This window comes from Shewanella sp. VK101 (genome assembly GCF_056497865.1).
The window spans coordinates 4,026,993-4,053,036 of the sequence record NZ_CM151402.1 but is presented as its reverse complement, the minus strand read 5'-3'; the positions used below and the strand labels follow the sequence as shown (position 1 = coordinate 4,053,036).

The following is a 26,044-nucleotide window of genomic DNA, read 5'->3' as shown; positions in this document are numbered from 1 at the left end:
ACCCGGGATATACACACTCTCTTACTCGGCTTGGGGATAGCCGGGTATTCGGCTAAAATGCCGCCGAAGATAATTGGGAACCAAGTTATGCAAGATACAGACACAGAACTACTGGAGTCCGAAGCCTATCAACAGCGCTTTGGCGGCATTGCCCGTTTATATGGTGTTGCTGCACTGGCAGCCTTTTCCAAGGCTCATGTAATGGTGATAGGTATAGGTGGCGTCGGCACTTGGGTTGCAGAGGCTTTGGCCCGCAGTGGAATAGGGCACATCAGCCTGATGGACCTAGACGATGTGTGTGTGACCAATACCAACCGTCAGATCCATGCTTTGGCAGACACCATAGGCGAGTCCAAGGTCGCCGTGATGGCGCAGCGGATTAAGGCGATTAATCCTCTATGCCGGGTGGATGAAATAGAAGACTTTATTGCAGCAGATAATCTGAGTCAGTATCTGGCACAGGACAAGGGCATAGACTTTGTGGTGGACTGCATAGATGCGGTAAAGCCCAAGGCGGCCTTAATCGCCTGGTGCAAACGCAATAAGATTAAGTTGGTGACTATTGGCGGTGCCGGCGGTCAGACAGATCCAACCCAGATCCAGCAAACGGATCTGGCCAAGACTTTTCAGGATCCATTGCTGGCCAAGGTACGCAACTTGCTGCGTAAAGAGTATGGTTTCAGCAAGAATCCACAGCGGCGGTTTGCCGTTGATGCCGTGTTTTCCAGTGAACACCTCAAGTATCCCCAGACGGATGGCAGTGTCTGTTCCACCAAGGTTGGTGTCGAAGGTAGCATGAGAATGGATTGCTCCTCGGGATTTGGTGCCGTGACCATGGTGACCGGCAGCTTTGGCTTTGTGGCAGCCAGCCGGGTGTTGGCGCGCTTGGCGCAGGAAGCCAATAATCCCAAGTCTGAATAAACAGCACAAAACATGATCTGAGTCTAATGCAGCAGGTGTCTGGATTGTTAGAATCCAGACACTTTTTCGCTACAGATATTCAGCTTATGCGACAAGCGCTGCTCAATCGTTTCCTGCGGTATGTCAAACAGGATACACAAGCCGATCCGAACTCCCAGTCTATTCCCAGTTCCCAAGGTCAGGTGGCCTTTGCCAGGCAGTTACAGCAAGAACTGCTCGAGTTGGGATTTGATGATGTCTTCCTCAGTGAATCATGCTGCCTTTATGCCAAATTAGCGGCGAATACTGCCAAGGTGCCGGCAATCGGCTTTTTGGCTCATATGGATACGGCGGCAGATTACTCCGGCGCCGGGGTAAAACCTCGGGTGATAGATGACTACCAAGGGCAGATCATTGAACTGGAGCAGGGGGAAGCGCTTAGTCCTGAGCAGTTTCCTTCTTTGCTGAACTACCTCAATAAAACATTGATCACTGCCGATGGCACTACGCTATTGGGCGCGGATGATAAGGCAGGCATAGCCGAAATCATCACGGCGCTGCACTATCTATTGCAACACCCTGAAATTCCCCATGGAGAGATCAACCTCTGTTTTACGCCCGATGAGGAGATAGGGCGAGGTACTGATGGCTTGGAGCTCGAGCGTTTCGGCGCCGATTGGGCCTATACAGTCGATGGTGGCGCAGTTGGCGAACTTCAATATGAAAACTTCAATGCCGCCACTGCGGTGATCACCGCAAAAGGCAATAATTGTCATCCAGGCAGTGCCTATGGGGTGATGGTCAATGCCTTGACCATGGCTGCCAGATTTCACGCCAGAATGCCACTCAATGATGCACCCGAGACCAGCGAAGGTTATCAGGGCTTTTTCCATCTGTTATCCATGGAAGGCCAAACAGAAGAAGCCAGGTTGGTGTACCTGATAAGGGACTTTGATAGGGCTCAGTTTGAGCAGCGCAAGGCCTGGCTGCAGGAATCTGTGACCAAATGTAATGCCGAGCTGCAGGCCGGTAGCCTGGAGATTAGCATCAGCGACAGTTATTACAATATGAAGGACTGCATCTTGCCAGTGCCTCATGTGACGGATATTGCCTGTCAGGCGATGGAGATGGCCGGCATCATACCGGATATCAAACCTATCCGCGGTGGCACTGACGGTGCGCAACTGTCCTGGAAGGGGCTGCCTTGCCCCAACATCTTTGCCGGCGGCCACAATTTCCATGGCAAACATGAGTATGTTTGTCTTGAGTCAATGGAAAAGGCGGTAGAGGTGATCATCAATATCGCCAGGTTAACCACCCAAAGATACGCCGAGTAATCTAAATAAAGAGTTCCACCCTGTCGTCATCGGCGGGGCGGGACTCTATCACAGCCGGGAAGCGAACCCGAAAGTGTGCGCCGCCGAGGCTGGAGTCATTGAGAAGGGTGATATTGCCCTTCAGTAGTGTGACGGCATTGAAGGCCGCCGCCAATCCAAGCCCGGTGGCGCCGGTTCGTCTGCTGGTGGTAAAGAAGGGCTCAAAGATCTGGCCGGCAATCTCGGGGGCGATTCCCTTGCCATTGTCTTCGATATCCAGCTGTAGTTCTTGACCCTGCTGTTGTGCGCTGATGCTGATCTTATGGCCGGTATCACCCTCAAAGGCGTGAGCATAGGCATTGGAAAGTATGTTGGTCACTATCTGCTTCAGCAGGCTGTGGCTGCTGGTAAGCCAAAGATCGGCTTCGACCTGGATCTCCACATCTACCTGGAATTGCTTGAAAGATAGCGCTACAGCATCGGCAAATTCCTGCAATACCTGGGGTAGCAGCATCTGTTCGTGCACGTCATTGCCTTGCTCGGCAGCAATCGCCTTGAACTTCTGGATCAGGTTACTGGCGCGGGTAATGTTACTGATGATCAATTCACAGCTCTGTTGATATTCGTTGAGAATGGCATTGAGCTCTTCCAGCGTAGCGCCATCGTTTTGCAACAGTTCAACCAATTCATTGATATGCTGCAGCTGACTACTGGCAGCGGTGAGGCAGATACCTATCGGGGTGTTTATCTCATGGGCGATGCCGGATACCAGACCGCCGAGCGCGGCCATTTTCTGCTGTTCGACCATCACCTGTTGAGCCCGTTCCAACACCAACAGCGACTGTTCAAGTTCTTTGGTTTGTTCTTTGACCTGCCTTGCCAGCTCATCTTTATAACTGCGTTCCAGTTCCAACAGTCTTTCCCTGTCACTCAGAGCTTCTTGCAGTTCGTAGCGGGAGCGGTTCAATTGTGTGAAGGAGGCGCGCAGCTGTTGCTGCATCAAATTGATGGCCAGGGCAACCTGGGTAAATTCATCCTGTTTGTCCCGGCGCTTAAACTGCAGTGGTTGATAATCCTGCTCCAAATCGAGCTGTGAGCAGTACTCACTCAGTTGCAACAGGTGCCGGGTAATGGTGGCCCAAACCAGATAGAGAATGAAACCGGCCACCAGAAAGGTCTTGATACCATTGGCCAGTAGTATCAGTAAGGCCTTGTTCACCAATCTGTCGTAGATTTTGGAGAGATCGGTTTGAACTCTCAGCTCACCGACATTGAAATTCTGGCTGCTGGTCTTGTGCACCAGCGGAAAGCGCTTCTCTATTACACCTTGGTCTCTGTACTCGCCGGCGGTCCATTCTTTACCACTGTCATCTTCTATGACCACATAGCTGGTATCCGGCAGTTGGTTGAGACCGTTGAGTTGGGTCTTGATAAGCCTTTCATCTATTACCCAGATACTTGCCGCCAGCACATCCAGGTTGGCTTTTTCAATATTGGCAAACTCATCGTTGATTCGGCCAATGTCACCCTTGTAATCGGAAACCAACTGCAAACCTGTGGTCACCAGAGTGATCAGTGAGCTGAACAGGATAATAGCCAGAGTCAGCCTGCGGCCGATGGGACTACTGATGAGCTGCTGCATAAAACCGGGCATTAATTTCAACTATCTTAAGTGCTTGCTGTGGATAGCTTTAAGCATAGCTTCGCATCTGACTTTCGCGGCATTTTTTGTTGCCGCTGATGGCAAAGTTCACTGAGCAATCCTGGCACTGGTTTTGCTTGATTAGCGGTTGGAACAATTTTCTGACGCTGGATAGAGCCATGAAGAGACTGAAACTTGAGGTATTGAAAGAGGGCAAGTTCAAGGCCGCTGCATTGCAACTGACACTGTGGGTGCTGCTGATAACCACATTGCTGCTGTTTATGCCAAAGTCCTTGCTGGCCCTGTTGCATTTGGAATCCTGGGTAGACACCAATGCCCATTATATTGGCCTGACACTGCTGCTGGCCTTGGCCTATATTGGTGCGCTGGCCGTCAATCTGTTGTTGGATGAAGCGATAAGCCGTTTGAGTGAGCGCCGGATCAACGAAATGATTGAAGAGAAAGTCAGGTTACTGGATCCCGCCGAGCGTGCCCTGTTAAGGGAGTTCTTCCTGCAGGGAGCCAGTGTTTTGACTCTGCCGCAAAATGAAACGCCGGTGCAGGCACTGCTCAAGGCTCACATACTCGAGAGCCTGGGAAATGAACGCCATTACGCCATTCAAGGCCCCACAGCCGAGTACAAGATAGCCATGGCTGCCCGTAAGCATCTGAACCGCAAAGTATTGCGTTTACCATCCGGAGAGCCCAGCCAGGAAGAGCTGCAGCATCTTATCAAGGCAAGACCGCAATTTATCAATGGTATTGCCCAAGTGCGGAAACATGCCGCTTGAAGACGGCAAAAAAGAGGGCAGCCACAGGCTGCCCAAGCAATACTCAAAAACGTCATTGCATTTAAAAGAACATGGAAATCAAAGCTAAGGCTTTGCTGACTTTACAATAAACATCCACATAATGTAGGAGATGATCCCGATCGTACTGAAGATAACTATCATCGACAGTAAACCTATGGGGTTTCCGAACATTAGATCTAACCAGAATGCCATCACTGAAGTCCTCTTTCTTGTAAAGTCAAAGCTAAACTAACCAAATTTGCTTCGGCCGGAGCTGATCTCGATCAACAAATGTTGTCAGAGTTGTTAATCGGGTAAATCAGCTTGTTAAAACATGAGCTTTATCATGTTTTGCTTAAATTAGCCGGCTAAGGAGCAACGTAAGTGTTCCCTAAAGGGAATAGGATCAAAGGCTAATATTAATTACTACACTAAAGGAGTAGGGTGGCTTGGCCTGCGATTGTTCATTGGCAAGGAGCGTGCGATGCAAACATCCCGAGGTCTTTTAAAACTGATATTAAACCAGTGGCAGTTTTATCCGCTGTTGCTCTTGTTGCTTTTCCCCCTGTGGAGCCTGTTACACGGCGCCAGTTATCTCGCCTTTGCTTCTCTATTGGTCGCCTTGATAGTGCTGGCTTGGCTCGGTGCCAGACAACTGTCCAATCTCAAGCGCCTGGAAAACGCCGCCCGTCATCTGGGAGAAGGCGATCTCAGCTATCAGTTGTCGGAACAGGATGCCGGCATGTTCCATTCTGTGGTCCACGGTATCAACCGTATGGGAGAGGACGTTGGCCGCACCATTCTGTCTTTGGTCAATACCGCAGATGCGATGAAGAGTGTGGCCATGGATATCAAGTCCATCAGCGATGCCGCCCATATCGGAGTGGAGGAGCAGGAAAAACAAGCGGAATTGGCGGCAACCGCCATGACCCAGATGGTTTCTACTGTGCAGGAAGTCAGCCGCAATGCTGCCAGTGCCGCCAATGCCGCAGAAGAAGCCAGGCAGGCGGCCCGCAGTGGCGACCAAACTGTCAGGCAGGTGGTGCGGCAGATAGATGATATGTCGGCTCAGGTTGGGCAAACTCAGCAAGTGATTGCCCGCCTGGCGGAAGACAGCAACAACATAAGTACCATCATAGACACCATTTCCCAAGTGGCAGAGCAAACCAATCTGCTGGCGCTCAACGCCGCTATCGAGAGTGCCCGCGCCGGCGAGCATGGCCGAGGTTTTGCTGTGGTTGCCGATGAAGTCCGTAGCCTGGCACAGCGGACGTCTGCGGCTACAGTTGAGATCCAACAACAGATATTGCAATTGCAACAGGGCGCCGATGAAGGCGTGAAAGTGATGACCACCAGTGTCGAGCAGGCCAGTGCCACCCATGCTATGGCTCACCAGGCGCAGCAAGCATTGGGGCAAATTGTGGCTCAGATTGAAAGCATTACAGATATGTCGCATCAAATAGCGGCAGCTTCGGAACAACAACAGGCAGTTGCCGAAGAGATCAGCAGCAATATCTCATCAATGGCACAAGTGGCGGTGGAGAATGCCAAAGAGACCCACAGTACCAACCTCTCCAGCCTGAAGGTATTCAATATGTCGCAGGAGATCAGTTCCCTGCTTGGGCGCTTCCATGTCGACAAACGGGCGATGGAACAGTTGGAGAAACGCCATCGCTTTGTTGAGTGGGGGCCGCAGTTGGATCTCGGCATGGAAGAGATCAATCGTCAGCACCAACGTCTGGTATCCCTGATCAATGAACTGCACCGCACCTTGGAAGAAGCTTATGGCCTGGAAGCGATTAAACGCATAGTACAGGGCCTGGTGGATTACACCGCCAATCATTTCGCCTATGAAGAGGAGTTGTTTGCCCGTTTCGGTTATCCGCAGACCGAGCAGCACAAGCTTAAGCACCAGCAATTAGTGGCTAAGGTACTGGATTTCCAGAAACGAGTGGCCAGTGGTGAAGATGTTGCCGATGAATTGATGACCTTCCTCAAATCCTGGCTTATCAACCATATTCAGGGCAGTGACAAGGAGTACACAGGCTTCCTAATTGCCCGCGGAGCCCAGTAGTCAGACTGAATTTTGTCCAACCGATCAGGATTTTGGCAAACAGGCTCGTAAAGCGCTTGCCATTGAAGTGAGCACAGGTATAATGCCGTTCACTCGCCGATGAGACTTCATCGCGAAACAATCTATATGTGCCAGAGTGGTGAAATTGGTAGACACAGGGGATTCAAAATCCCCCGCCCTTAAAAGCGTGTCGGTTCGAGTCCGACCTCTGGTACCATCTCTCATAGAGATAACAGAAACCTGCCTTGGGTCGTTTTTTGTTTTCAGGTGGTTATATCATCCGGCCCACAACCTTGACCCCATAGTTCTGCTTTAATTTCCCACAACCAAACGTTCACATTAGTAGGCTTTCTCACTTCACTATGCCGGCATTTTATTGGTCAACTAGCCTGTTGATCTGGTGCTGGAGGATCCCCTCATAATTCGGGTCTCCCAGAAGTATTAACCCGTTTAAGAAATTCACCCTAGGGCCTGCGGAAATGTGATTCTATGATTGAGTATTCCGGACGTTGTCGCGCCTCCTTATCAAGCCAGAGCGATACATCAAAGCCTATCAACAGCAACACATCATAACGGTTTGGACAATGGTTGCAGTTTTGTCTGAGTCCATGTCGTTTGAGGTCGCGAAAGATTTCTTCTCCTTGCATCCGTCTGGCATAAAGCTTGACCACCTGGGTTGAAGAGAAAACCTCCATAGGTAAGTTGGTTGCCAGTAACCAAGGCTCTTTACTGCCAATACGGTAACTTTGATGTGCCGTATGATTGCGTCCTTCGTTCGATAACCCTATGGTGTTATAACTGATATTTCAGCCGACGCGATAGAGCACGAACAGCTTAGTCTATTGTTTCCCCTTAAAGCATCATTGGTGACAGACGAAATTAATGTTGATGGCAAGTGGGTTAAGTTAAAGCCTGGCATGTCAGTCATGGTAGAGGTTAAAACGAGTACCCGCCGACTGATGGAGTTTTTGTATGCACCATTAATTCGAGGAGTAAGTAAAGGGGTGAACTGACTTAGTTTTTTGTAAAAATATCATTAATGCATGCTTTCTACGATTGAGATTCACAATAGAACCAGTTTTCATATTCTAACTTTTGGCAGAAATGATAAAACTCTTCGGTTTCATCTTTCACTGATTGTCTAACAGACTTAACTTGATATTCTTCAGTGTATCCGTCGGAGCTAAATAAGTAATAACGATAGGGCATTAACCAACTCGCCCATCCGCCAAAAGAATACCGTATAGATATCCTTTGGTTAATTTTACTAAAAGTAATTCGTTTAATGCTGTGTTTTTTCATTAAACTCCTTATGTAAGGTTTAGATGAGTTTCTTATATCAAAAAATATATCGCCATTCACTTTGTTTGAATCGATCAATTCATTGTTAATTTTGACAAGATCTTGCGAAACCGCATAAGTGTTGATGCCGGACTCTTTAAAGAATAGACATGATAATAGTATGATAAAAAACAAAAAGTACTTCCTTCATAGTCTTTTGGACAATTTTTTGCATTTATGGCGACAGCTCAACTTTGAAGTGCCACACCCGCATATCCAGCATGACGGTACTCCTGAAACACCATTTCAGGACGTTGGCTGGAATATTAACATATAAATAGGGAAATCTTATCGATGGAGATGTACAGTCTTGAGTTTATTAGTGCTATCAAAATGTGGTGGTTTCAGTGCTATCGCCCCTGTAGGGCCTTGCTTCTAAAACTTCCAGGGGTAATACCTATCACCTGTTTGAATTCTCGAATGAAATGGGCTTGGTCATAAAAGCCGGCGTGATAGCCTATCTCTGTAAGAGACTTATCTGTTTCCTGCTTGAGTAGTTCCCGGGCGAAGGCTGTGCGCTGCAAGATACTGTAATTCTTGGGAGACATGCCTAAGTTTTGCTGGAACAAACGTTCGAGTTGGCGTTGGCTGATATCTATCTTGGTCAATAAGTTGCGGATCTCTCCCTGGCCGTTTTGGGCCGTTATCCAGTGCAGTGCATATTTCATCCTCGGCTCCATTGCCTTGGCCAATGATTCATGACCTGCCAGATATTGCATCAGCCTGGTTTCCAGAAGCGCAATGCGTTCCGGCGCTGTTGCCAGTGCGGCCAGGCGCTGCGCCAGTTCATCGCTGAGCAGCGCCAAAGACAGGTCGGCCGGTGTCAGGGTTTGCCCCAAGATTTCCGAAAGGGGGGATTTTAAAAATGCGCGTCCGCGGCCAGGCCAGAAGCGGATCCCCAAGGCATCTACCTGACCTGACAACTCCAATCTGGTGCTTTGCCTTGTGGGCCCCGTCACCAGGCACAGCGATTTATGCAGCAAGCCATCAAAGTGCATCGGGGCGCCAAAATTGAAGATGATGCCTGTGCCTCCTTCGGGATGCATAAATTCTGTCGATAGTGACTCAGGGCCGGCTGGTCTAAAAATCTGCCAGTAACAACTGATATAAGGCCGCAGTAGAGCACAGGGCTGATAACGCTGAAAACCAAGATGTGGCAATGTCGACATATTACTGTGCTCCATCAACTGGGGGCGGGTATATCAAAGCTCGGCTGGGCAAAAACACGGTACCCCTCACTGCATCTTAATGAAATGTCGAAAATCTACAATTCGCATTTCCCATCATTAGCTAATATTCCAGCAGCCGTGATACCTGGCATTTCATTGCGTAACCAATTCAAGGCGACTTTGTATCTCAGTCAGGTAAACCTCCTTGGTCCCCACGGCCTTCATTTAGCCATCACCTGATATGGGAATACAGCATGACGCATTTACCCCCTAAGCTATCCAAGTTATTGATTGTGTGTCTTTTAACCCCGTTTCTATCTGTTGTGTTTGGAGGGCAGGCCTCGGCGGAGGATGATTTTGCCGCCGAAGGGGAAAGAAGGGCCAAACTCGCCGGTAGCGAAATCATTGGCACACCGGCGCCGCAGCGAGAGCTGACCACTCTGACCGGAGAAACGCTCAATCTACAACAGCTGTATGGCAGCAAGCCTGTATACATCAAGTTTTGGGCAACTTGGTGTGTTCCATGTCGCCAGCAAATGCCGGGGTTTGAGAAAATTTATCAGCAGTACGGTGAGAAGTTGCAAGTGATCGCCGTGAATACCGGTATCAGTGATGACATCAATTCCGTCGGGGCTTTTGTGAAACAGGCCGGTTTGAACATGCCGGTGACCATAGACGATGGCACTCTGGCCAGGGCGTTTAAGCTAAGGGTAACCCCGCAGCACTTTTTGGTTGATAGGAGTGGCCGTATTGCGTATGTGGGGCATCAGGATGACGAGGCGTTTCATCAGGCGTTGGAAGCGGTTATCGCAGACAAAGGCGAAAACAAGGCGCCGCTCAGCGTCACTGTTGCTGAAAAAGCTTCAGGCTACGAAGTTGGCGATAAGCTTGCCTCTTTGAGATTGACGTCGATTGACAACATTGACTACCCGTTGCCGTCCACAACCCGGCAGGGTAAAGCTACCGGGCTCGTGTTCTTTGCCCCCTGGTGTGAGTGGTACCTGGCTGAATCAGAGCCGGATACCGCCAAATCGTGTCGATTGGTGCGGGAAATGGTTGAGCAGTCCGCCTCCAATGGCAAGTCTCAATGGCTGCTTATTTCCACTAACCTCTGGTCATCCCGGACAGATTTGGTCGAGTACCAAACCAATTATCACACTCGTTTGCCAATTGTTTTCGATGAGGAAGGCAGCCTGTTTGGGCAATTCGGTGTTACCCAGTTGCCGACCATAGTCTTTATCGATGAGAGCGGCAAAGTCACTGAAAAGGTTAGCCATCAGGCGCATGACTTTGCCGAACGCCTCCAGGTGTTACTCAGTGGTAAGTAAAGCGGTTGGAGCGCAGAACATACTATGAAAACCACCTCGTTATGGATGCGAATCATTACTGCTTGCCTGCTCATGGTGTGTTCTGCAATGTCAGCGCAAGCCTATGAAGATGAAGGCCAAAAGATAGCGGCATCACTTTTACTTGAGTCCCGCATGCCAGCGGCCGGAACCGAAACCACCTTGGCAATACGTATGTCTCCCAAGGCGGGCTGGCATGGCTACTGGTTAAACCCAGGGGACGCCGGGTTCCCGCAGCAGCTGCAATGGCATCTGCCTGAAGGGGTAACGGTTGGCGAGCTGCAATATCCCGCTCCCGAGCAGTTGCTGGCAAGTGACCTGATGAATTACATCTATCACGGCGACTATACCTTATTGGCACCATTGGTTATTGCTGATGATATTGCGGTGGGCACACCTATCACCCTCGCCGTGGATATTCGCTATCTGGTGTGCAGTCCCAAGTTGTGCGTGCCCGAGCAGCAGCGGTTACAAACCCGGTTCAAAGTTGGGGAAAAGGGAGCGTCCAAGAAATATCTTGAGACCTTTAATACATGGCGACAGTTGATACCAAGGCCTGCCGCGACGTCGGCAGATTTTACTGTTCACAAGGATCAGTTTGTATTGTCGCTGCCGTTACCTGAATCTATCACTCTGGCCGAGGAGCCGCACTTTTACCCTGAAGTGAACGGGGTGCTATCCAACACGGCATCACAATCCTTTATTCGAAAGGGCGATCGCCTCTTTATGCAAACCGTTGCCACTGAGGGCAATGTCAGCGACTTTTACGGGGTGCTTTCCTTGAATGAGACGCTGGCAATCAGAATCAAGGCTGTCCGGCAACCGGAGGGCGACTTGGTGTTTCCAACCCAGGTGAGTTTGCCGCCCGAGCAACCCGGCAATTTGCTTGTCACCTCTCTGATTGCCGTGCTCGGGGCGGTACTGGGCGGATTCTTGCTGAATTTGATGCCCTGCGTATTTCCCATTCTGAGTTTGAAAGTGCTGAGTCTTGCCAATTTGAGTGATGAGCGTGTGGCCAGAACCGGGGCTGTGGCTTACACCCTTGGTGCTGTGCTGGCGTGCCTTCTCCTCGGTGCCTTCATCTTAATGTTGCGGGAGTTTGGTCATCAAGTGGGCTGGGCGTTTCAATTGCAGCGACCGGAAATCATAGTAGCGCTTATTCTGTTGATGATGGCCATAGGGCTGAATTTGGCCGGTTTGTTTGAACTGGGTACCCTGAGTTCGGGTAGTCGGTTGCAGCATAAGCCTGGGGCGGCGGGAGATTTTTGGACCGGAGTACTGGCTGCTTTTGTAGCAACCCCTTGCACCGGGCCCTTTATGGCCACCGCGCTGGGCGCCGCCCTGGTGTTGCCGACGAGCATAGGGTTGATGGTGTTTGCTGGATTGGGGTTGGGCATGGCTTTGCCCTTTTTACTGGTGGGGTTTGTTCCGGCATTGCGTCAACGTATGCCCAGACCCGGTGCCTGGATGGTGACGGCAAAACGTTTTTTTGCTGTGCCCATGTTCTTGACGGCTCTGGGATTGGTTTGGGTATTGATGCAACAGTCTGACAGCCAATATGTGTTTACTGCTTTGCTGTTGGTGTTGTTACTGAGTTTGGGATTATGGCTTACTGGATTGTTCCAACAGGCCGGGCGTCAAAAACCTTGGTGGCCACTGGTTTTGGTGTTAGTCATTAGCGGCGTCTCCCTGACGACAGTTGCTCCCGGAAGTGGCACCAAGGCAACTGTCACAGATACAGAGAGCACCATGGCGTTCGATGAAGAAACTCTCTTGGCCTTGGTAAAAGATCAGGATGTCTTTGTCTATTTCAGTGCCGACTGGTGTTTAACCTGTAAAGTGAATGAGAAGACAGCCATTGAGCGGCAGGAAACTCAAGCGGTTTTTTCCCGAGCCAATACGGCGGTGATGTTGGGGGACTGGACAAATGGTGACCCAGAGATCACTGGCTTTCTGGCAAAACATCACCGCTCTGGTGTGCCCTTATATCTTTGGTATCAAAGAGGGAACCTGCAGCCACAAGTATTGCCGCAAGTGTTAACTTCCTCAATGCTGATTGAAAAAGCCGCAGGAAGAGCAACAAATTAGTGACGGTAAGTCATAGCCGTCTGCCTCTTGGCAAAGTCGCCAGCTCAAACATAAGCGCCGAGCTGGCGATAACTCGAATACCCTGACTGAGATAGAACGAATCCGGGGCTTCAGTATGGCTTGCTGAGCCACTAGGCAAGGTTCAGTCTGCAACTTGAGATAACCGCTTAATCAGCTTCCAGAATGTCGTTATCGTAAAGAGCACTGGCTTGCTTCAGGGCGTCAATATCATTTGCGCAAAGATATTGTTTAAGGTGATTGAACTTGTCTTCGGGCCAGTCATAAATCTTTAGAGCCAGAAGTTCTTCAATAATGGCTTTATCAAAGCGATATTTCACCGTTTTGGCAGGCGAGCCAGCCACAAAGCTGTACGGCTCAACATCGTGAGTGACAACACTGTTTGCGGCAACAATGGCACCTTCGCCAATGGTGACCCCAGGCATGATCATGGATCTCATGCCCAGCCATACCCCATCATGAATATGTGTATCACCTTTGCCGACATAGGCATCTTCGATAAAGTCCATAAATGGGTATAAACAAAACCAATCGGCTCTGTGAGTGCTGTTTCCACCCATCAAGATAACCACTTCCGGGGCGATGCAAACATAGTCACCGATATGAAGTTTATCGATTGTCCATGCCAACTCCCAATCGCGGCTGATCTCATCCCCTTGAAGATATCGTACGACGGACTGTTCAAAGCCCGAGTCCCAGCAGTCACTGTAATAACTGTGTTTACCCTTGATAGTGATGTTGGGATTGGTGACAGCTTCATGCAGTAAGGTCACTTTTGACCAATGTTTGTTACTCATAATAGATACTCTGGAATTCTGTTTAACTGAATGAAAGCCCGCTGATTTCAAATCTCCATTTACCTTGGAGTTACATTTGCATCTAACAAGCCATATATTTTTTAATGTCGATTCTGGATTTGTAATAACAATATTTATTCAATGGTTAATACTGTCTTGTGTTAAATTTAATGGCGCATCTTTGGCTTTTTGTTGCCTGCGAAAGCAAGTGCCAGCTTGGAAATTAATAATTTTTACGCTTCATAGCCGCCGGCATGAGATACGAACCTTCTCTGTATGGAAATATTAAAATGCTCATCATTCCTGTGCTGCTGCAAGTATTTTATAGGCAGCTTCAACCCGTGCGCTAATGGGATAACTCTTATTTGCCAACATCACTATGGCCAGTTTTTTGGCCGGAATAAAAGCTACATAAGCACCAAAACCGCCGGTGGAGCCGGTTTTGTTTATCCAGACTTCCCCCGTTTTTTCAACGATATCGTCGCTGGCCTTCACTTTTGTTGGTTGCGATGCCATTTCTCTTGAGTTTCCTTCAAGTAATTTACTCAAGGTCAGTGGATATTCGTATATCTCCCAGCCCAACGCCTGGGTGAAGCTGGCTGTGTCATAATAGCCCTTGTGAGTCTCTTTGATGGCTGCAGCTATTTGAGGTGACAAAGGCTTGAGCCCCATGTTGGCCTCGAGGTAATGTAGCATATCGGCACTGGTGGATTTGACGCCATAACCCTCGGCATCAAGCATGCCTGGTGACACTCGTACGGGCTCATTTTTTGCGTTATAACCAAAGGCATATTGCGCCACTCTGTTATCGGGTACCTTGACGAAGGTGTTGTTCATTGCCAACTGAGGCAAGACAGTTTGCTCCATCAACTCAGAAAACTCACGTTTCATGCTCAGCGCAGCAAGATAGCCATACAAACCTATGCTGGGGTTTGAATACAGTCTATGGGTTCCGGCGGCAAATTCAGGTTGCCAGGCTTTGTAGTAAGCCAGCATCTCATCATTGGTGGTGACTTCATTGGGAAACTGCAGCGGCAACCCTCCCGCTGTATAAGTGGCGAGATTGATAAGTTTGGTATTACCAATCGGAGTCCCTTCCCATACTTTCACATACTTGGCTGCATTATCTTCCAGGCTAAATGCTCCAAGGTTTTGTGCATAGCTACCCAATATGGCGGTAAAGGTTTTGCTGATAGAGCCCAATTCAAATAAGGTGTGCTGAGATACCTTAATGCCGGCATTCACATCGGCCATGCCATAGTGATAAAAATGCTGTTCTCCACCAATACTAATGGCGATAGCCATGCCGGGGATATGGTACTTTTCCATCAACATATCGGCTTGTTGGTCTACTTCATCCGTTATCGACTGGATATTTGCAGCAGGTGTTTCTGCCATAGCAAAATGAACGGAGAATCCGAGTACCATAGCCAGAAGTTTTGTCACTCTATTTATCATTTTATTTCCTTTCTAATCAGTGGTCGTTGAAACTATGTGGATAGCTTAATTTTCTTTTAAATACTATATAAGCTTCGTTAGGAAAGGTGCAAACAAGTCCCATGCGTGCTCTGCGTCGCTTTACAGCAATTGGCTTTCTGTGTTATCCGGCTTTGATAGGCCCCGGCATGCCTTCAGTCAAATACCTTGATCGCCAATTGCTGTATAAGCTAGAGTTCCAAGAGGACTTACTTGAGCCTTCCTTGGATGGATGCTCTATATTGTTATCACGTTACTATGCTGTAACCAGTGGTTTCATGATAAAAAATGTAATAATAAATGGTGTAATCATGCATACCCAGAACATTCTATTGGCAAGTTTTTCACCTTTATGTGCTGTCATTACAACTCTTAGTCCTAAAAGTAAATGTACTAACAATGCAAATACACCCAGACCATAGTGAACAACCAGTCGAACATTCCATGGATCTTTTAACAATCCTGGGGCATAAACCAGCCAATCCCAATTCGTATCTACAGACGCAAAGCTTCTGCCTAAGCCAATAACGGCTGTAATGTGTGAAGTAAAGAACACCATCACTAACAGGCCGGTAGCCAGCTGTATGGTTCTATAGCCGTCACTGGCCTTATCAGCATGTTTGGATAATAGAATAAGGCCTGACACGATTTGGAATAAGAAGGTACCTATCAGAAGTACTTCAACCAGCGGCTCTCGATAGTACAGTCTAAGGGTTTCCATCACTTGAATATGAGTTGTTCCGCCCCAGTTTGCAGCAAGATGATTGGTAAGGTGAGCGGCAATAAAAACAACGAGTATCAGAGAGCTTATGCCATGTGCAACTCTTAAGCTTGCTGGAACTGTCTTAACTGCGGATAAGTCTCTGGTGTCAGATTTTAGGAATATAAATGCCGCAATGGCCCAAAAAGTGTAATAGACAAATAATTCCGCCATCATCCCCATTCCAAGCATGTATAGGATGACCCCGATACAGGGCGGGATTCCACTTTGTTTATATCTTAACCAAATAACAACTCTGAGCGAAATGTAGGACTCCAACCAGCACGGCGGCGCTTACCTGCCAGACTGTCTTTTTTGCCTTGGTGCTGCCTTATCGCACTCAGAGCCGCTCGGTTAAATAGGGCGAGATGCTTTGCGCCATCAGGATCCGTTACCTTCAGCGCATCTTCGCGGAAGACCACATCCAGCACCCAATGGAGCTGATTTTCTACCCCCCAATGCTCTCGAATAGTCCTCGCGGCCTCTTCGGCATTGAGCGGTAAGGAACTGACATACCAGCGTGAAGAACATGATGTTATTCCATCGACTGTCCGTTCACTGGCAACTTCGATAAATGAGGTGATGTGCGGCCACTTTTTCTTAAGTTCCGCTGATAATTCTGCTTCTATCTGCATGACTGTTCGGCGCTCCCTGCGGCCATGACCCATGTTGAACTGCTCAAATATAGCCAGTTCTGGCTGCTCATACGCTTTACTGAAGCTGGTTTTGACTGCTTCAAATAATCCCGGCTGGTTCGACTTGAGCTGAATAATGAAATCACCGTTCCCCTGTTTAATTTTGTTCATGGTAGACACCTGACAATGCAGTGCATCCAGCGTCAGAACGGCATTATCCAGTGCCATAGCATCAATCATGTTGCGGGCGACTTCAGCTTCTTTCCCTTTAGAATGTGAACTGTCTTGGTAAAGTGTAATGCCGTTGCCGACATCAAATGCGCTGACAACATGGAGTGCATTCTTAGCATCCTCACTCCACGCCCCGCGCAGGGTTTTTCCATCCAGCGCGATAACGGTTTTCCCTTCCGTTTGCCGTTGCTCATTGATCCAGCCAAATATGGCTTGAAGGAGCAGTTCGCTGTCCAATGCTTTGATTATATTACTGATACAATGCCTTTTAGGGATGCCATTTTCGAATTTTCGGTACAGACGGAGCCAATCTAGCTGTTCTTCTCCGAATTCCTGAATAGACTTCCACCCAGTCGCACCGCTGAGGATAGCACTGAGTGTCAGGAACACCACATCCACTAAATTATGCTTTAGATTGATGTCCTTACGGGGATCGGTAATCTGTTCTAGTTGTTTCAAAAGGGTCATGGTCATCTGTGGATTAAGGGCAAGGCAGATCAGATCATGACCAACCGTAAAAGTTCAATTTAAAGTGGGATCCCGCCCTGGACCCCGATAAGGGTGAACAGGGATGGGACAATGACACCAAGAAGGACAAAGTGGCGATGTGATCTTTCGGTATCGTCAGCCGCGGGTGTTTGTCTCAGGCGGATGGAAAGATACATTGCATAAATAGGAGTACCAAACGCCATGGCTAGCGCTAGTAATGATACGCTTTTATTGAGTTCTCCGACGTTACCTAGATAAAATCCTTTAAGAAACCAAGGGTAAAGGAAAATGAGTAATATGAGTGTGTATATAGGAAGTGGAAGTGAACGCATATATTCTCCAGTGAATTGGTGTAGATGTTGTTCTCTTTAAGTTTATCTAAACTGGGATGTATAGCACTCAAAAACTCTAATGCTATGAGATTGTACTGCTTTAAATTTCTTGAGAGAAGTGAATTCCTTTTGGGAGAAAATCATTTCTAAAATAAAATCGTTGAGCAAGCGCATTCCCCATTCCAGTATCTAATACTAGATGAGCACATGACATGGATTGAGCTTCTTCACGCAAAAAACTGATAATCTTTTCTCCCAGACCTAAGTTACGAGCATCACTCGACACGATTAGATCGTCGACATATAAAAACCTACCATAAAGGAGGTTTTCCAAATAGCGATATCCAGCTAGGCCAACAATATCTTCATTTTTATATGCTGCGAGCAAATGGTAACTTGACTCACGTTGATGTAATATCTGCAAACCAAATGTCTCAGCATCAATCAAATGGGAACGAAGCTGTTTCATTATGATGAAACAACTCTTTATTTCTTCTAAACTTTCCATGTGCTTAAATGATAAGCTATCCATATCTACTCCTTATAATTATGAAAAATAAGCCGTACCCATACTTTTATATAGGATTGATAGAATTTAACATAAAGAAGAAGTTTGAGTGACGATGATTGTAATCAAATTCAACTTCTTGACATTCTCATAGTTATCTTTAGATCAGGAAATCTCCTATAACAAAATGCTACTATAATGCTTTTTTAGATGTGAACGAATTTCTTCATTTATATAATCCATCTTTTTAGCTAGTGCATCTGCTTTCCTGGCAGAACCTTCGAGTATGAAAACGTAGACATCATTTAAACCAATTACAGAAAAAATTTCTCTTAGATAAGGAGTAAAGAAGTCAGGTTGATATGCTTGATCTCCTTTAAAGTAACCTCCAGCAGAAGCAATAATGTAAACTGGCTTACTCTTTAAGGTTCCTATCTTACGTTCTTTTGATACTTCAAATGTCCGTCCAACTCTTACAACATGATCTATCCAACATTTTAATCCAGACGGTAACGAAAAGTTATGTATAGGAGAAGTCACTATTACTATATCAGCCAATGTCAAGGAGGATATAAGGCTATTAGAAAGAGCTAAGCTTCCTTTTGATTCATCAGTCACGAGTCCTTGTGAGCAGAGAGCCATTGCATAATCAATATCAATTGGTGGTAGAGAGGTTACATCCAATTCATCAATAATCGATGAAGCACAAAAAACTTCATTTATCAGCTGTTCAGCGATTAGATAAGAGCTAGCAAGCCGCTGCCTAGGGCTAGCATTAATTAATAAAATTCTCATTGCGTTTACGTCTAACACTATTAGTGTAGACATAATAGCTAGCTATGTGCTCTAATCAAAGGACCATATTTCACTATAAAATATAGTCCAAGATATGAAAAGCGGAACTAAGCAGTTTGCATATGAACAAGTTTATCAGCGCATAAAAGAAGCGATCTTAACAGGGACATTAAGTTCGGGAGATAGAATTCCATCAAGTCGAGCTTTAGCTGTTGATATGGGTGTTTCGAGGGGGACGGTTGAGGAAGGGTACTCACGGCTAAAATCCGAAGGATACATTGAATCCAATGGAAAATCTGGTACAAAAGTCAGTGCAAATTTGCATACTATAGATGTAGAAGTCCATCAATACTCCCCCCTTCAATCTCTATCTCAAAGTAAGTTTGATTGCGAAATCCCGTTCAAGCTAGGTATTCCCGCCATGGATTGCTTCCCTCGCAAAGTATGGTCTAAAACTATAGCAAAATGTGCAAGAGAGACCAAGGTTATTGATCTTTATCAAAAAAATCCTCAGGGAATATTGGATCTAAGAATAGCCATTGCTAGATATTTGCAGATGTCAAAAGGTATCCAGTGTAAACCTCATCAAATATTTATAACTACAGGTTATATAAATTCTATAAATTGGATAGTGCAAGCTCTATTAAGGAATAACTCGAAGGTTGTCATTGAGGACCCAGGGTATCCGTTAACAAGAAAATTGTTGAGAAGTAACGGGTTGGTTCCCGAACCAACAGAGCTTGATATGGAAGGGTTAATCATCCCTCCCGATGGGAGTTTTTCTGCTGTAATTGTAACACCTGCACATCAGAGTCCAACATGCATTGCCTTGTCATTGCGGCGTCGAAAGGACTTGTTAAAGTGGGCCACAAGAAATGAAGCATGGATTATTGAGGATGATTATGATGGAGACTTTTGTAATGGACAACATAATAATCCTGCACTGAAAAGCCTTGATGTCAATAATAGGGTTATTTATATGGGGACGTTTAGCAAGGTCCTTTGTCCCAGTTTGAGGCTGGCATATTTTGTTGTGCCTGAATATAAAGTGGAAACTTTTCTCAATATTGCTGATTTGCATTCAAATAATGTATCTGAATTTACACAGAGAGCAGTAACATTGTTTATGATTGAAGGACATTTTTACCGTCATATTCAGCGTATGAAGGAGGTGTATAGAGTGCGCAGGATGTTTACTTTAAAAGTTTTAAAGTCCATTTTGAACGAAGTGAGTGTTATTCACCCGGATGGTGGTATGAACATTACATTATTGTTAAGTTTAAATAAGTGTACAGATGTAGAACTATCAAAGTATCTCTTAAAAAAAGGTCTTCATGTTGAACCGTTATCTTCATGGTCAACAAGTGAAAAGAAACAAGGGATTATAATTAGCTATGCCAATATTGAGAATGAAGATGAATGTAATAAGCTTGTTGTGAAAATAAAGGATGTCCTTCAGGCTTTATGACTTTGTGTTGTTAAGGGTGTCATTTGCGACTTGCATTGACACATCTTGTTGAAAAGTAAAATTATCCTTTTTGATAAAGCTGTCTAATATTTAATAAAAGTAAGATGGATAACTTACATTCTGCATACTAATAGTCCCATCATCAAATACAAAACTGTGCAGTTATGTGATGCATCTTCGAATAAATGACTTCATATGCGCCAGATTAAGTCGCAATAGCTTAATCCCATAATGAGCGTCAATATGATGAATAAAGTTGTTGGTATTTATTTTTCCAAAAAAACGTATTCCAGCTCTACGCATTACTTGCAGATAACTGCGTCGATTGGAATTGTAAAATCTTTCGACGTAAGTTGCTGGGCAAAGTAAGACAGTTTGGCTGATACCTATAGTTGCATTACTCATCGGCTGTTGGATGCTATATGACTACTTCAATCAGCTCGGCAGTGAGATCAAGCTACACCTCAAGACCGCCGAAGGCATAGAGGTAGGCAAAACCTTTATCAAGTCGCGTAATGTCAATGTTGGTGTGATTGAGAGCATTAAATTGAGTGATGATTACAGCGCGATTATTGCGACGGCAAGAGTGTCGCCGGACGCCGAGAGAATGCTCACCACAGACGCCCGCTTCTGGGTGGTAAAGCCCAGGATCGGCAAAGAGGGGATAACAGGGCTCGATACCTTGTTGTCCGGTGCCTACATAGAGCTGGAGCCGGGAAGATCTGCCGTCGCCCACTATGAATTCAATGTGCTGGAGCATCCTCCGGTGGCCTCGGCCGATGAACAGGGCATCAGGGTAGTGCTCAATAGCCGCCAGGCGGGCAAGCTCGGTGTCGGCGACCCTGTACTCTACGAAGGCTTCACTGTCGGCAGAGTGGAAAGCACCGGCTTTGATATCGATAAACGCCAGGCGTTTTACCAGTTGTTTATCAATAAACCCTATGATGAGTTGGTACGCAGCAACAGCCAATTTTGGCTGGCCTCGGGGCTGAATATGCAGCTGTCTGCCAAGGGGCTGGATCTGCAGGTGGGTTCCCTGGAGTCATTGCTCAGAGGAGGCGTCAGCTTTGGCCTGCCGGAGGGGCGTTTGGCCGGGGAAAAGGTTGAGGATGGTGAGGACCATTTCCGTCTCTATGACTCGCGGGAGTTGGCCAGTCAGAGCCTCTACAGCCAGTATTTGGAATATGTCATGTTGTTTGATGAGTCGGTGCGGGGGCTGCATGAAGGCGCCGGCGTCGAATTCCGCGGTATTACCATAGGCAAGGTGGTCAAGGCACCGCTGACGTTACAGCAGTATGGTGTTCATGGCGCAGGCCTGAGCAACGGCACTATCCCGGTATTGGTCAGAATTGAGCTGGCGCGGGTATTTGAAAACGCCGAGTCGGCGGGGCTTGAGCAGCTGCGCGCAGAAATAGACAGAGACTTGGGGGCTGGCCTGAGAGCGAGTCTCAAGACCGGGAGTCTGTTAACCGGCGCGCTGTTCATCGACTTGGATCTGTATCCGGATGCCGAGCCATACCAGGCCGGGACTTTTATGGAGTATCCACTGTTTCCCACCAAGCGTGCCGGAGTGGCCGAAATACAAAAACAGGTGGGGCAACTGATCAGCAAATTAAATAACTTACCACTGGAGAGCACTTTCCAGGGCGTCAACCATACCCTGGAAAACACCAGTGCCGCCTTGGCGCAATGGGACAAGGTGGGGCAAAAATTGGAGCAGTTGCTTAAACAACAGGAGATGCAGGCGTTACCGGGTGAGCTGCAAAACACGCTGCGGGAATTTCAAGGGTTGGCGCAGGACTATGGCCAGGACTCGGCCATGTACGCCGAATTGCAATCCAGCCTGAAACAGTTCAGGGCTGTGATGCGGGAGTTGCAGCCCTTGTCACGGCAACTGAATGAAAAACCCAACCTCTTGATCATGGGGGCAGATACTGCCGCCGATCCGACACCGAAAAAGGCCGATTGATATGCGAATTATCCTGTTTTCTCTACTGCTGGTATTGGCCGGCTGCTCCAGCCAACCCCAGGTAACCACTTACTTCTTGGGTAAAGCGCCGCAGGCAACTCCTGAAGCGAGAGCGACATCCCCTCTGCGCCAGTGCCAATGGCGCCTCGTTGGGGTGGAAATGGCCGACTTTCTGGCGGGCAATGGTTGGGTTTATCAGGTTTCAAACCATGAATTGGCTATCGCCCGTCAGCATCTGTGGGCCGGTGATATCACTGAGCAGATAAAGGTCAAGATGGCGTCTTTGTTGGCCAATGAATGCCCACGTGAGGCCTGGGTCAATATACCAGCGCAGCAGCCGTTAACCCTGACTTTAAGTTTCAACGAGTTTCACGGACGATACAGCGGCGATGCCTTGATTGGGGGCCATTGGCGCATCAGTAAGTCTTCCGGCGAACAAGTGTTGCAGGCCGACTTTCATTATGACGTGCCCCTTGCTTCAGACGGATACCCGGCGCTGGTTGAGAGTCTCTCCCTGGGGCTTGAAAAGCTGGCGTGGGATATTGATGCCGGGATTGCGAGTCTGAATCTCACTAGCGAACAGAATTTGGCTTCTTATCGCTAAGGTTTCGCCTAATTTAGCCACTGCTGCGGCTGCATCATGCGGTCACAGCAGTGTGCTTCTTTTAGAGAGTCTACTGCAATGGGAGTGGCGTCAGAACTTGGCTCTGAATCCCACTGCGGCGCTTCTTCCCGGTAATGGTGCCAGGTAACGCAGGAAACTATTGTGTGGGCGGGCATCTTCATCAGTGAGGTTATCCAAGCGGATAAACCACTCGCTGTCGAGGCCAAACAGGTTTTGCTCTATTCCCAGGTAAGCCCCCAACAGGCCATAGCTGCGGGAAGGATTTTCCAGATAAGCCACCTTGTCCTGCTTGTCGTAGTGGATATAGTTGATGCTGGCGCGCAGATCGCCATATTGCCAGCGCAGTTCCGCCCCTTGGCGGGAGGCGGGCATTCTCGGCATGCTGCTGCCCTCCATGGTACGGCGCCAGTATTCCTTCTCTTCTCCGGGGCGGGGTTCTCGCGGATTTTGGAAATCAAAGGGGTTATAACTGCCATCGTAGCGGTATACAGGTTGGTTTTTGACCCTGTCTATGAAGGCGCTCAGTTCTATGTCGCCAAAGCGTTGCCAGGGCAAACGATAGCTGACTTCAGCCTCCATACCTTCGTTATCTGTATCGGCCTGACGCCATTCTCTGACGTAAACACCACCGCGACTGACACCTGTGTTCCCCAGATAGATGAAGTCCTGATATTTGTTTTGATACCAACTGGCACTGGCGCTGAAGCCGCCATAGCTGAAGCCGGTACTGAGACTCAAAGAGTCGCTCTGCTCGGCCTTGAGGTCGCTGTTGCCTTGCTCTTCTATGAGTAAGGAAAAATGGGGATTACTGGCGTAAAGCTCATTCACCGCGGGAGCCCGTTCTGCATGGACAAAGGCGGTGCGTAACCACCAGAGGGAGGAAATATCCCAACGCAGGGTGGCGGAATAGTTTTTCAGATGAAAATCACGGGCCTTGATATTGGCTCCCGCGCCTCTCCCCGGCTGGTAATCTCCCAATTCGGGTTGATAGTCGACTTTTTCCAAGCGGCCACCGAGTTGCACACTGACAGGCCCCAGCAGAATGTCCTGCAGCAAAAAAGCGGCCTGGCGCTTGGTGTCTATTTCCGGCAGGTAATTGTCCACACCCGAGCCTTGGTGTTGGCTTTGTTCCCATTGCAGCCCCAGCGCTCCGGGAAGACGTGGATGGAGCTGGTAGCTCAGCTTGGGATTGAGTTGCCAGTTATTGAGTTCAAAGCCGTTGACGTCCAGAGCTGACATCTGCTCGTCATCCTCCTGTCTGGAGTAGACCGTGGCGAGATTGAAGTCCTGCAACCATGTCTGGTCGCTGAATCTGTATTGGTAGAGACTGTCGAATCTTAGTTGTTTGCTGTGAATGCGAATATCGCCGGTTTGCTCCAGCGTGTCAGTGGCCCTTGAGCCAAGATGCATGAATCCGGGAATGCCGCGATTACTCTCTGTATATCCTACAGAGGCGCCCAGCAGGCTGTTGTCACCCAGCAAGCTGGCCCCCAGACTGCCGCTGGTCATATAGAGGCTGCTGTTGTCGACGCGACCAAAGCTGTCTACGGAGCGGTCGCGTATTTGTTGCCGCTCAACAGGGGTTGCATCAACCCAACGACTGCCGTTCCACTCCCAATCTGGCTGACTGCGTACGACCTGGCACTGATCCGCCAAGCGAGAGTCGCCCACAATCTGGCTCCAATCCTTGCAATCGCGGTCTTTACTGAAGCCGGGAATATGATAATCACTGCGTTCCCTGTGCAGTAAGTTCAAGTTAAATACCAGGCGTTCATTGCCGCCCTGAAGTCGGCTCATCAGGCTATGATCGGCATTGTAGCCGGTTTGCAGCTCCAGCTTTCCTTCGAGGGGGCTAGTGGCTTGCTCTAATGGAATACGACCATCCTGAAGCTCTACCAGGCCGGCTATCGCCTCACCACCGTAGAGAATGGTGGCCGCTGGCCCCTTGATTACACTAATGCTGTCGGCAAGAAAGGGTTCCACCGGGATCAGTTGATCATCGCTTATTGAGGACATGTCTCTTACCCCCAGGCCATTGAGGCCTATCAGAACCCGCTGGCCGCCAAGACCGCGGATTTGAGGGCGACCGGCTGAAGTGCCAAAAAAGCTGCTGTTGAGTCCGGGTTGTAATTTCAGAGTATCTCCCAGCGTGGCGGCTTTCTGTTCCTCAAGCTTAGGCCCCTCCATAACCAGTTTATCGGCATCAAGGCGGTAGCTGAGTGAAGTTTCAGGACGTTGACCACTGACTTGCAGGTGTTCTATCTGCTCAGCTGCGACCGGCAGGACGCCGCCAAGCAAGAGCAAAGGTATTGAGTATTTCATTGGTTTATTTTGTAATGTTATAACGTTTCATTATTTTGTTGTTGTCATGACTTTGGAGCAAGTTCATTTACTTTTGTTTGGTTTTTGTTTTGATTGTTTTATTTTTGATCTTTTATGCGGCTGTGCAGGGGATAGGCGTGCGCCAGCCAACATAGACATTGAAGTCACAGTCGAGGGAAGGGCCGTGGCAATAGACAAGCCCAAAACAATCGCTTGATGCAGTGAAGCCAGATAGGCTTTCTCTCCCGGCTTGGACGACCGCTAGCCATTGCAGGTACAATGCTATGAGCCGGGAGCCAGAGCTTAAAGCACAGGGACTCGAAGCTCAGAGATTCGAAACATAGAGACTCAAAGCATAGAGTCCGAGCCGATGCAGACCACTTACATTGGTAACAGACATGGCCAAAACGTTCAGCCAAGATAATTCAATTAAACTCAAACGCCACTATGAATCAAAATGAACAGCTCCAAGCACAACTCCAGCAGTCGCAAGCGCGTTGCCAGGCCAATGGCGGCCGGTTGACGGCAAAGCGCAGCCAGGTGTTGAGTGTACTGCTGATGAGCGATACGCCGCTGTCTGCCTATGAGATAGCCGATAGGGTCAAGAGTGAGTTTCACCAGCAACTTCCCATAGTGTCTGTCTATCGCATGCTGGAGTTTCTCGCTGAGCAGCAACTGGTACATAAGCTACTGACGCTTAATAAGTTTGTTAGCTGCGGTGCCCTCGACTGCCAATGTCATAGTCAGGCACAGTTTCTCATCTGCCAAGAGTGTCATCAGGTGGAGGAAGTGCTGCTGGAGCCCGGGATCAGTAAAGCGCTGCAACAGAGTGCCGATGCCAATCAGTTCAGCCTGGCATCGCCTCAGCTTGAGCTGCTGGGGTGCTGCAAACAATGCAGCCATAAGAGCTGAGTTGCCTGACCTGAAGTGAAAAAGCGGCAAAAATGAAAAG

General features: G+C 48.2%; 20 protein-coding genes, 1 tRNA gene and 1 pseudogene. 11 read left to right on the top strand and 11 right to left on the bottom strand.

What is annotated here, in order from left to right:
- The first annotated feature begins 87 nt into the window (after window positions 1–87).
- Both tcdA and pepT read left to right on the top strand, forming a co-directional pair.
- Window positions 88–921, top strand: coding sequence for a tRNA cyclic N6-threonylcarbamoyladenosine(37) synthase TcdA (gene tcdA, locus ACSHSR_RS18060; RefSeq protein ID WP_335900915.1), 834 nt, complete (start codon window positions 88–90; stop codon window positions 919–921).
- A gap of 86 nt (window positions 922–1,007) precedes the next feature.
- Entirely contained in the window at window positions 1,008–2,237 is a 1,230-nt protein-coding gene (gene pepT, locus ACSHSR_RS18055) for a peptidase T (RefSeq protein WP_101059449.1), read from the top strand.
- A gap of 1 nt (window position 2,238) precedes the next feature.
- On the opposite strand, the gene ACSHSR_RS18050 is transcribed toward pepT, so the two are convergent.
- Window positions 2,239–3,870 (bottom strand): sensor histidine kinase, encoded by a 1,632-nt coding sequence (locus ACSHSR_RS18050; RefSeq protein WP_335900936.1) that lies wholly within the window; start codon window positions 3,868–3,870, stop codon window positions 2,239–2,241.
- A 167-nt stretch (window positions 3,871–4,037) separates the two neighbouring features.
- Here ACSHSR_RS18050 and ACSHSR_RS18045 point away from each other — a divergent pair, with 167 nt between their 5' ends.
- Window positions 4,038–4,649: a superinfection exclusion B family protein gene (locus tag ACSHSR_RS18045; protein WP_044735654.1), complete on the top strand. Its 612-nt coding sequence runs from the start codon at window positions 4,038–4,040 to the stop codon at window positions 4,647–4,649.
- An 84-nt stretch (window positions 4,650–4,733) separates the two neighbouring features.
- On the opposite strand, the gene ACSHSR_RS18040 is transcribed toward ACSHSR_RS18045, so the two are convergent.
- Window positions 4,734–4,862 (bottom strand): DUF3149 domain-containing protein, encoded by a 129-nt coding sequence (locus ACSHSR_RS18040; protein WP_071237139.1) that lies wholly within the window; start codon window positions 4,860–4,862, stop codon window positions 4,734–4,736.
- 271 nt (window positions 4,863–5,133) lie between these two features.
- On the opposite strand from ACSHSR_RS18040, the gene ACSHSR_RS18035 reads away from it, so the two are divergent.
- The gene (locus ACSHSR_RS18035; protein WP_025888780.1) at window positions 5,134–6,723 is read left to right on the top strand and encodes a bacteriohemerythrin; all 1,590 of its coding nucleotides are present in this window, start codon (window positions 5,134–5,136) and stop codon (window positions 6,721–6,723) included.
- 130 nt (window positions 6,724–6,853) lie between these two features.
- Window positions 6,854–6,940: transfer RNA gene (locus ACSHSR_RS18030), tRNA-Leu, on the top strand.
- Between the two features lie 310 nt (window positions 6,941–7,250).
- On the opposite strand, the pseudogene ACSHSR_RS18025 reads toward ACSHSR_RS18030, so the two are convergent.
- Window positions 7,251–7,502: pseudogene (locus ACSHSR_RS18025) on the bottom strand (transposase); the annotation flags it as partial.
- A gap of 912 nt (window positions 7,503–8,414) precedes the next feature.
- Complete coding sequence (locus tag ACSHSR_RS18020) at window positions 8,415–9,233, bottom strand: AraC family transcriptional regulator (RefSeq protein ID WP_208184877.1); 819 nt, start codon at window positions 9,231–9,233, stop codon at window positions 8,415–8,417.
- Window positions 9,234–9,487: 254 nt separating this feature from the next.
- On the opposite strand from ACSHSR_RS18020, the gene ACSHSR_RS18015 reads away from it, so the two are divergent.
- Both ACSHSR_RS18015 and ACSHSR_RS18010 read left to right on the top strand, forming a co-directional pair.
- The gene (locus ACSHSR_RS18015; RefSeq protein WP_208184876.1) at window positions 9,488–10,561 is read left to right on the top strand and encodes a redoxin domain-containing protein; all 1,074 of its coding nucleotides are present in this window, start codon (window positions 9,488–9,490) and stop codon (window positions 10,559–10,561) included.
- An 87-nt stretch (window positions 10,562–10,648) separates the two neighbouring features.
- Window positions 10,649–12,667 (top strand): protein-disulfide reductase DsbD family protein, encoded by a 2,019-nt coding sequence (locus ACSHSR_RS18010; RefSeq protein WP_243891909.1) that lies wholly within the window; start codon window positions 10,649–10,651, stop codon window positions 12,665–12,667.
- Window positions 12,668–12,834: 167 nt separating this feature from the next.
- On the opposite strand, the gene ACSHSR_RS18005 is transcribed toward ACSHSR_RS18010, so the two are convergent.
- The 6 genes from ACSHSR_RS18005 to ACSHSR_RS17980 all read right to left on the bottom strand — a co-directional run bounded on the left by ACSHSR_RS18005 (window position 12,835) and on the right by ACSHSR_RS17980 (window position 18,708).
- Window positions 12,835–13,482: a CatB-related O-acetyltransferase gene (locus tag ACSHSR_RS18005; RefSeq protein ID WP_044733724.1), complete on the bottom strand. Its 648-nt coding sequence runs from the start codon at window positions 13,480–13,482 to the stop codon at window positions 12,835–12,837.
- Between the two features lie 297 nt (window positions 13,483–13,779).
- A complete protein-coding gene (ampC, locus tag ACSHSR_RS18000; protein ID WP_101059234.1) occupies window positions 13,780–14,940 on the bottom strand; it encodes a class C beta-lactamase in 1,161 nt (386 codons plus the stop codon).
- 274 nt (window positions 14,941–15,214) lie between these two features.
- Window positions 15,215–15,895 (bottom strand): hypothetical protein, encoded by a 681-nt coding sequence (locus tag ACSHSR_RS17995; protein ID WP_479631013.1) that lies wholly within the window; start codon window positions 15,893–15,895, stop codon window positions 15,215–15,217.
- 62 nt (window positions 15,896–15,957) lie between these two features.
- Window positions 15,958–17,052, bottom strand: a complete 1,095-nt coding sequence (locus tag ACSHSR_RS17990; RefSeq protein WP_109248997.1) for an ISAs1 family transposase — start codon at window positions 17,050–17,052, stop codon at window positions 15,958–15,960.
- Window positions 17,053–17,505: 453 nt separating this feature from the next.
- Window positions 17,506–17,937 (bottom strand): GNAT family N-acetyltransferase, encoded by a 432-nt coding sequence (locus tag ACSHSR_RS17985; protein ID WP_101059232.1) that lies wholly within the window; start codon window positions 17,935–17,937, stop codon window positions 17,506–17,508.
- 153 nt (window positions 17,938–18,090) lie between these two features.
- Window positions 18,091–18,708, bottom strand: a complete 618-nt coding sequence (locus ACSHSR_RS17980) for an FMN-dependent NADH-azoreductase (RefSeq protein WP_335900917.1) — start codon at window positions 18,706–18,708, stop codon at window positions 18,091–18,093.
- Between the two features lie 94 nt (window positions 18,709–18,802).
- Between ACSHSR_RS17980 and pdxR the strand changes: the two genes are divergently transcribed.
- From pdxR to ACSHSR_RS17965, 3 genes are all read left to right on the top strand, one after another.
- Entirely contained in the window at window positions 18,803–20,176 is a 1,374-nt protein-coding gene (pdxR, locus tag ACSHSR_RS17975) for a MocR-like pyridoxine biosynthesis transcription factor PdxR (protein ID WP_101059230.1), read from the top strand.
- A 379-nt stretch (window positions 20,177–20,555) separates the two neighbouring features.
- A complete protein-coding gene (gene pqiB / locus ACSHSR_RS17970) occupies window positions 20,556–22,145 on the top strand; it encodes an intermembrane transport protein PqiB (protein ID WP_335900937.1) in 1,590 nt (529 codons plus the stop codon).
- Window position 22,146: 1 nt separating this feature from the next.
- The gene (locus tag ACSHSR_RS17965) at window positions 22,147–22,749 is read left to right on the top strand and encodes a PqiC family protein (protein ID WP_479631012.1); all 603 of its coding nucleotides are present in this window, start codon (window positions 22,147–22,149) and stop codon (window positions 22,747–22,749) included.
- A 90-nt stretch (window positions 22,750–22,839) separates the two neighbouring features.
- Here the strand turns inward: ACSHSR_RS17965 and ACSHSR_RS17960 are convergent, their stop codons facing one another.
- Complete coding sequence (locus ACSHSR_RS17960; RefSeq protein WP_479631011.1) at window positions 22,840–25,092, bottom strand: TonB-dependent receptor; 2,253 nt, start codon at window positions 25,090–25,092, stop codon at window positions 22,840–22,842.
- A gap of 447 nt (window positions 25,093–25,539) precedes the next feature.
- On the opposite strand from ACSHSR_RS17960, the gene ACSHSR_RS17955 reads away from it, so the two are divergent.
- Complete coding sequence (locus tag ACSHSR_RS17955; RefSeq protein ID WP_045283125.1) at window positions 25,540–26,004, top strand: Fur family transcriptional regulator; 465 nt, start codon at window positions 25,540–25,542, stop codon at window positions 26,002–26,004.
- Window positions 26,005–26,044: the final 40 nt, after the last annotated feature.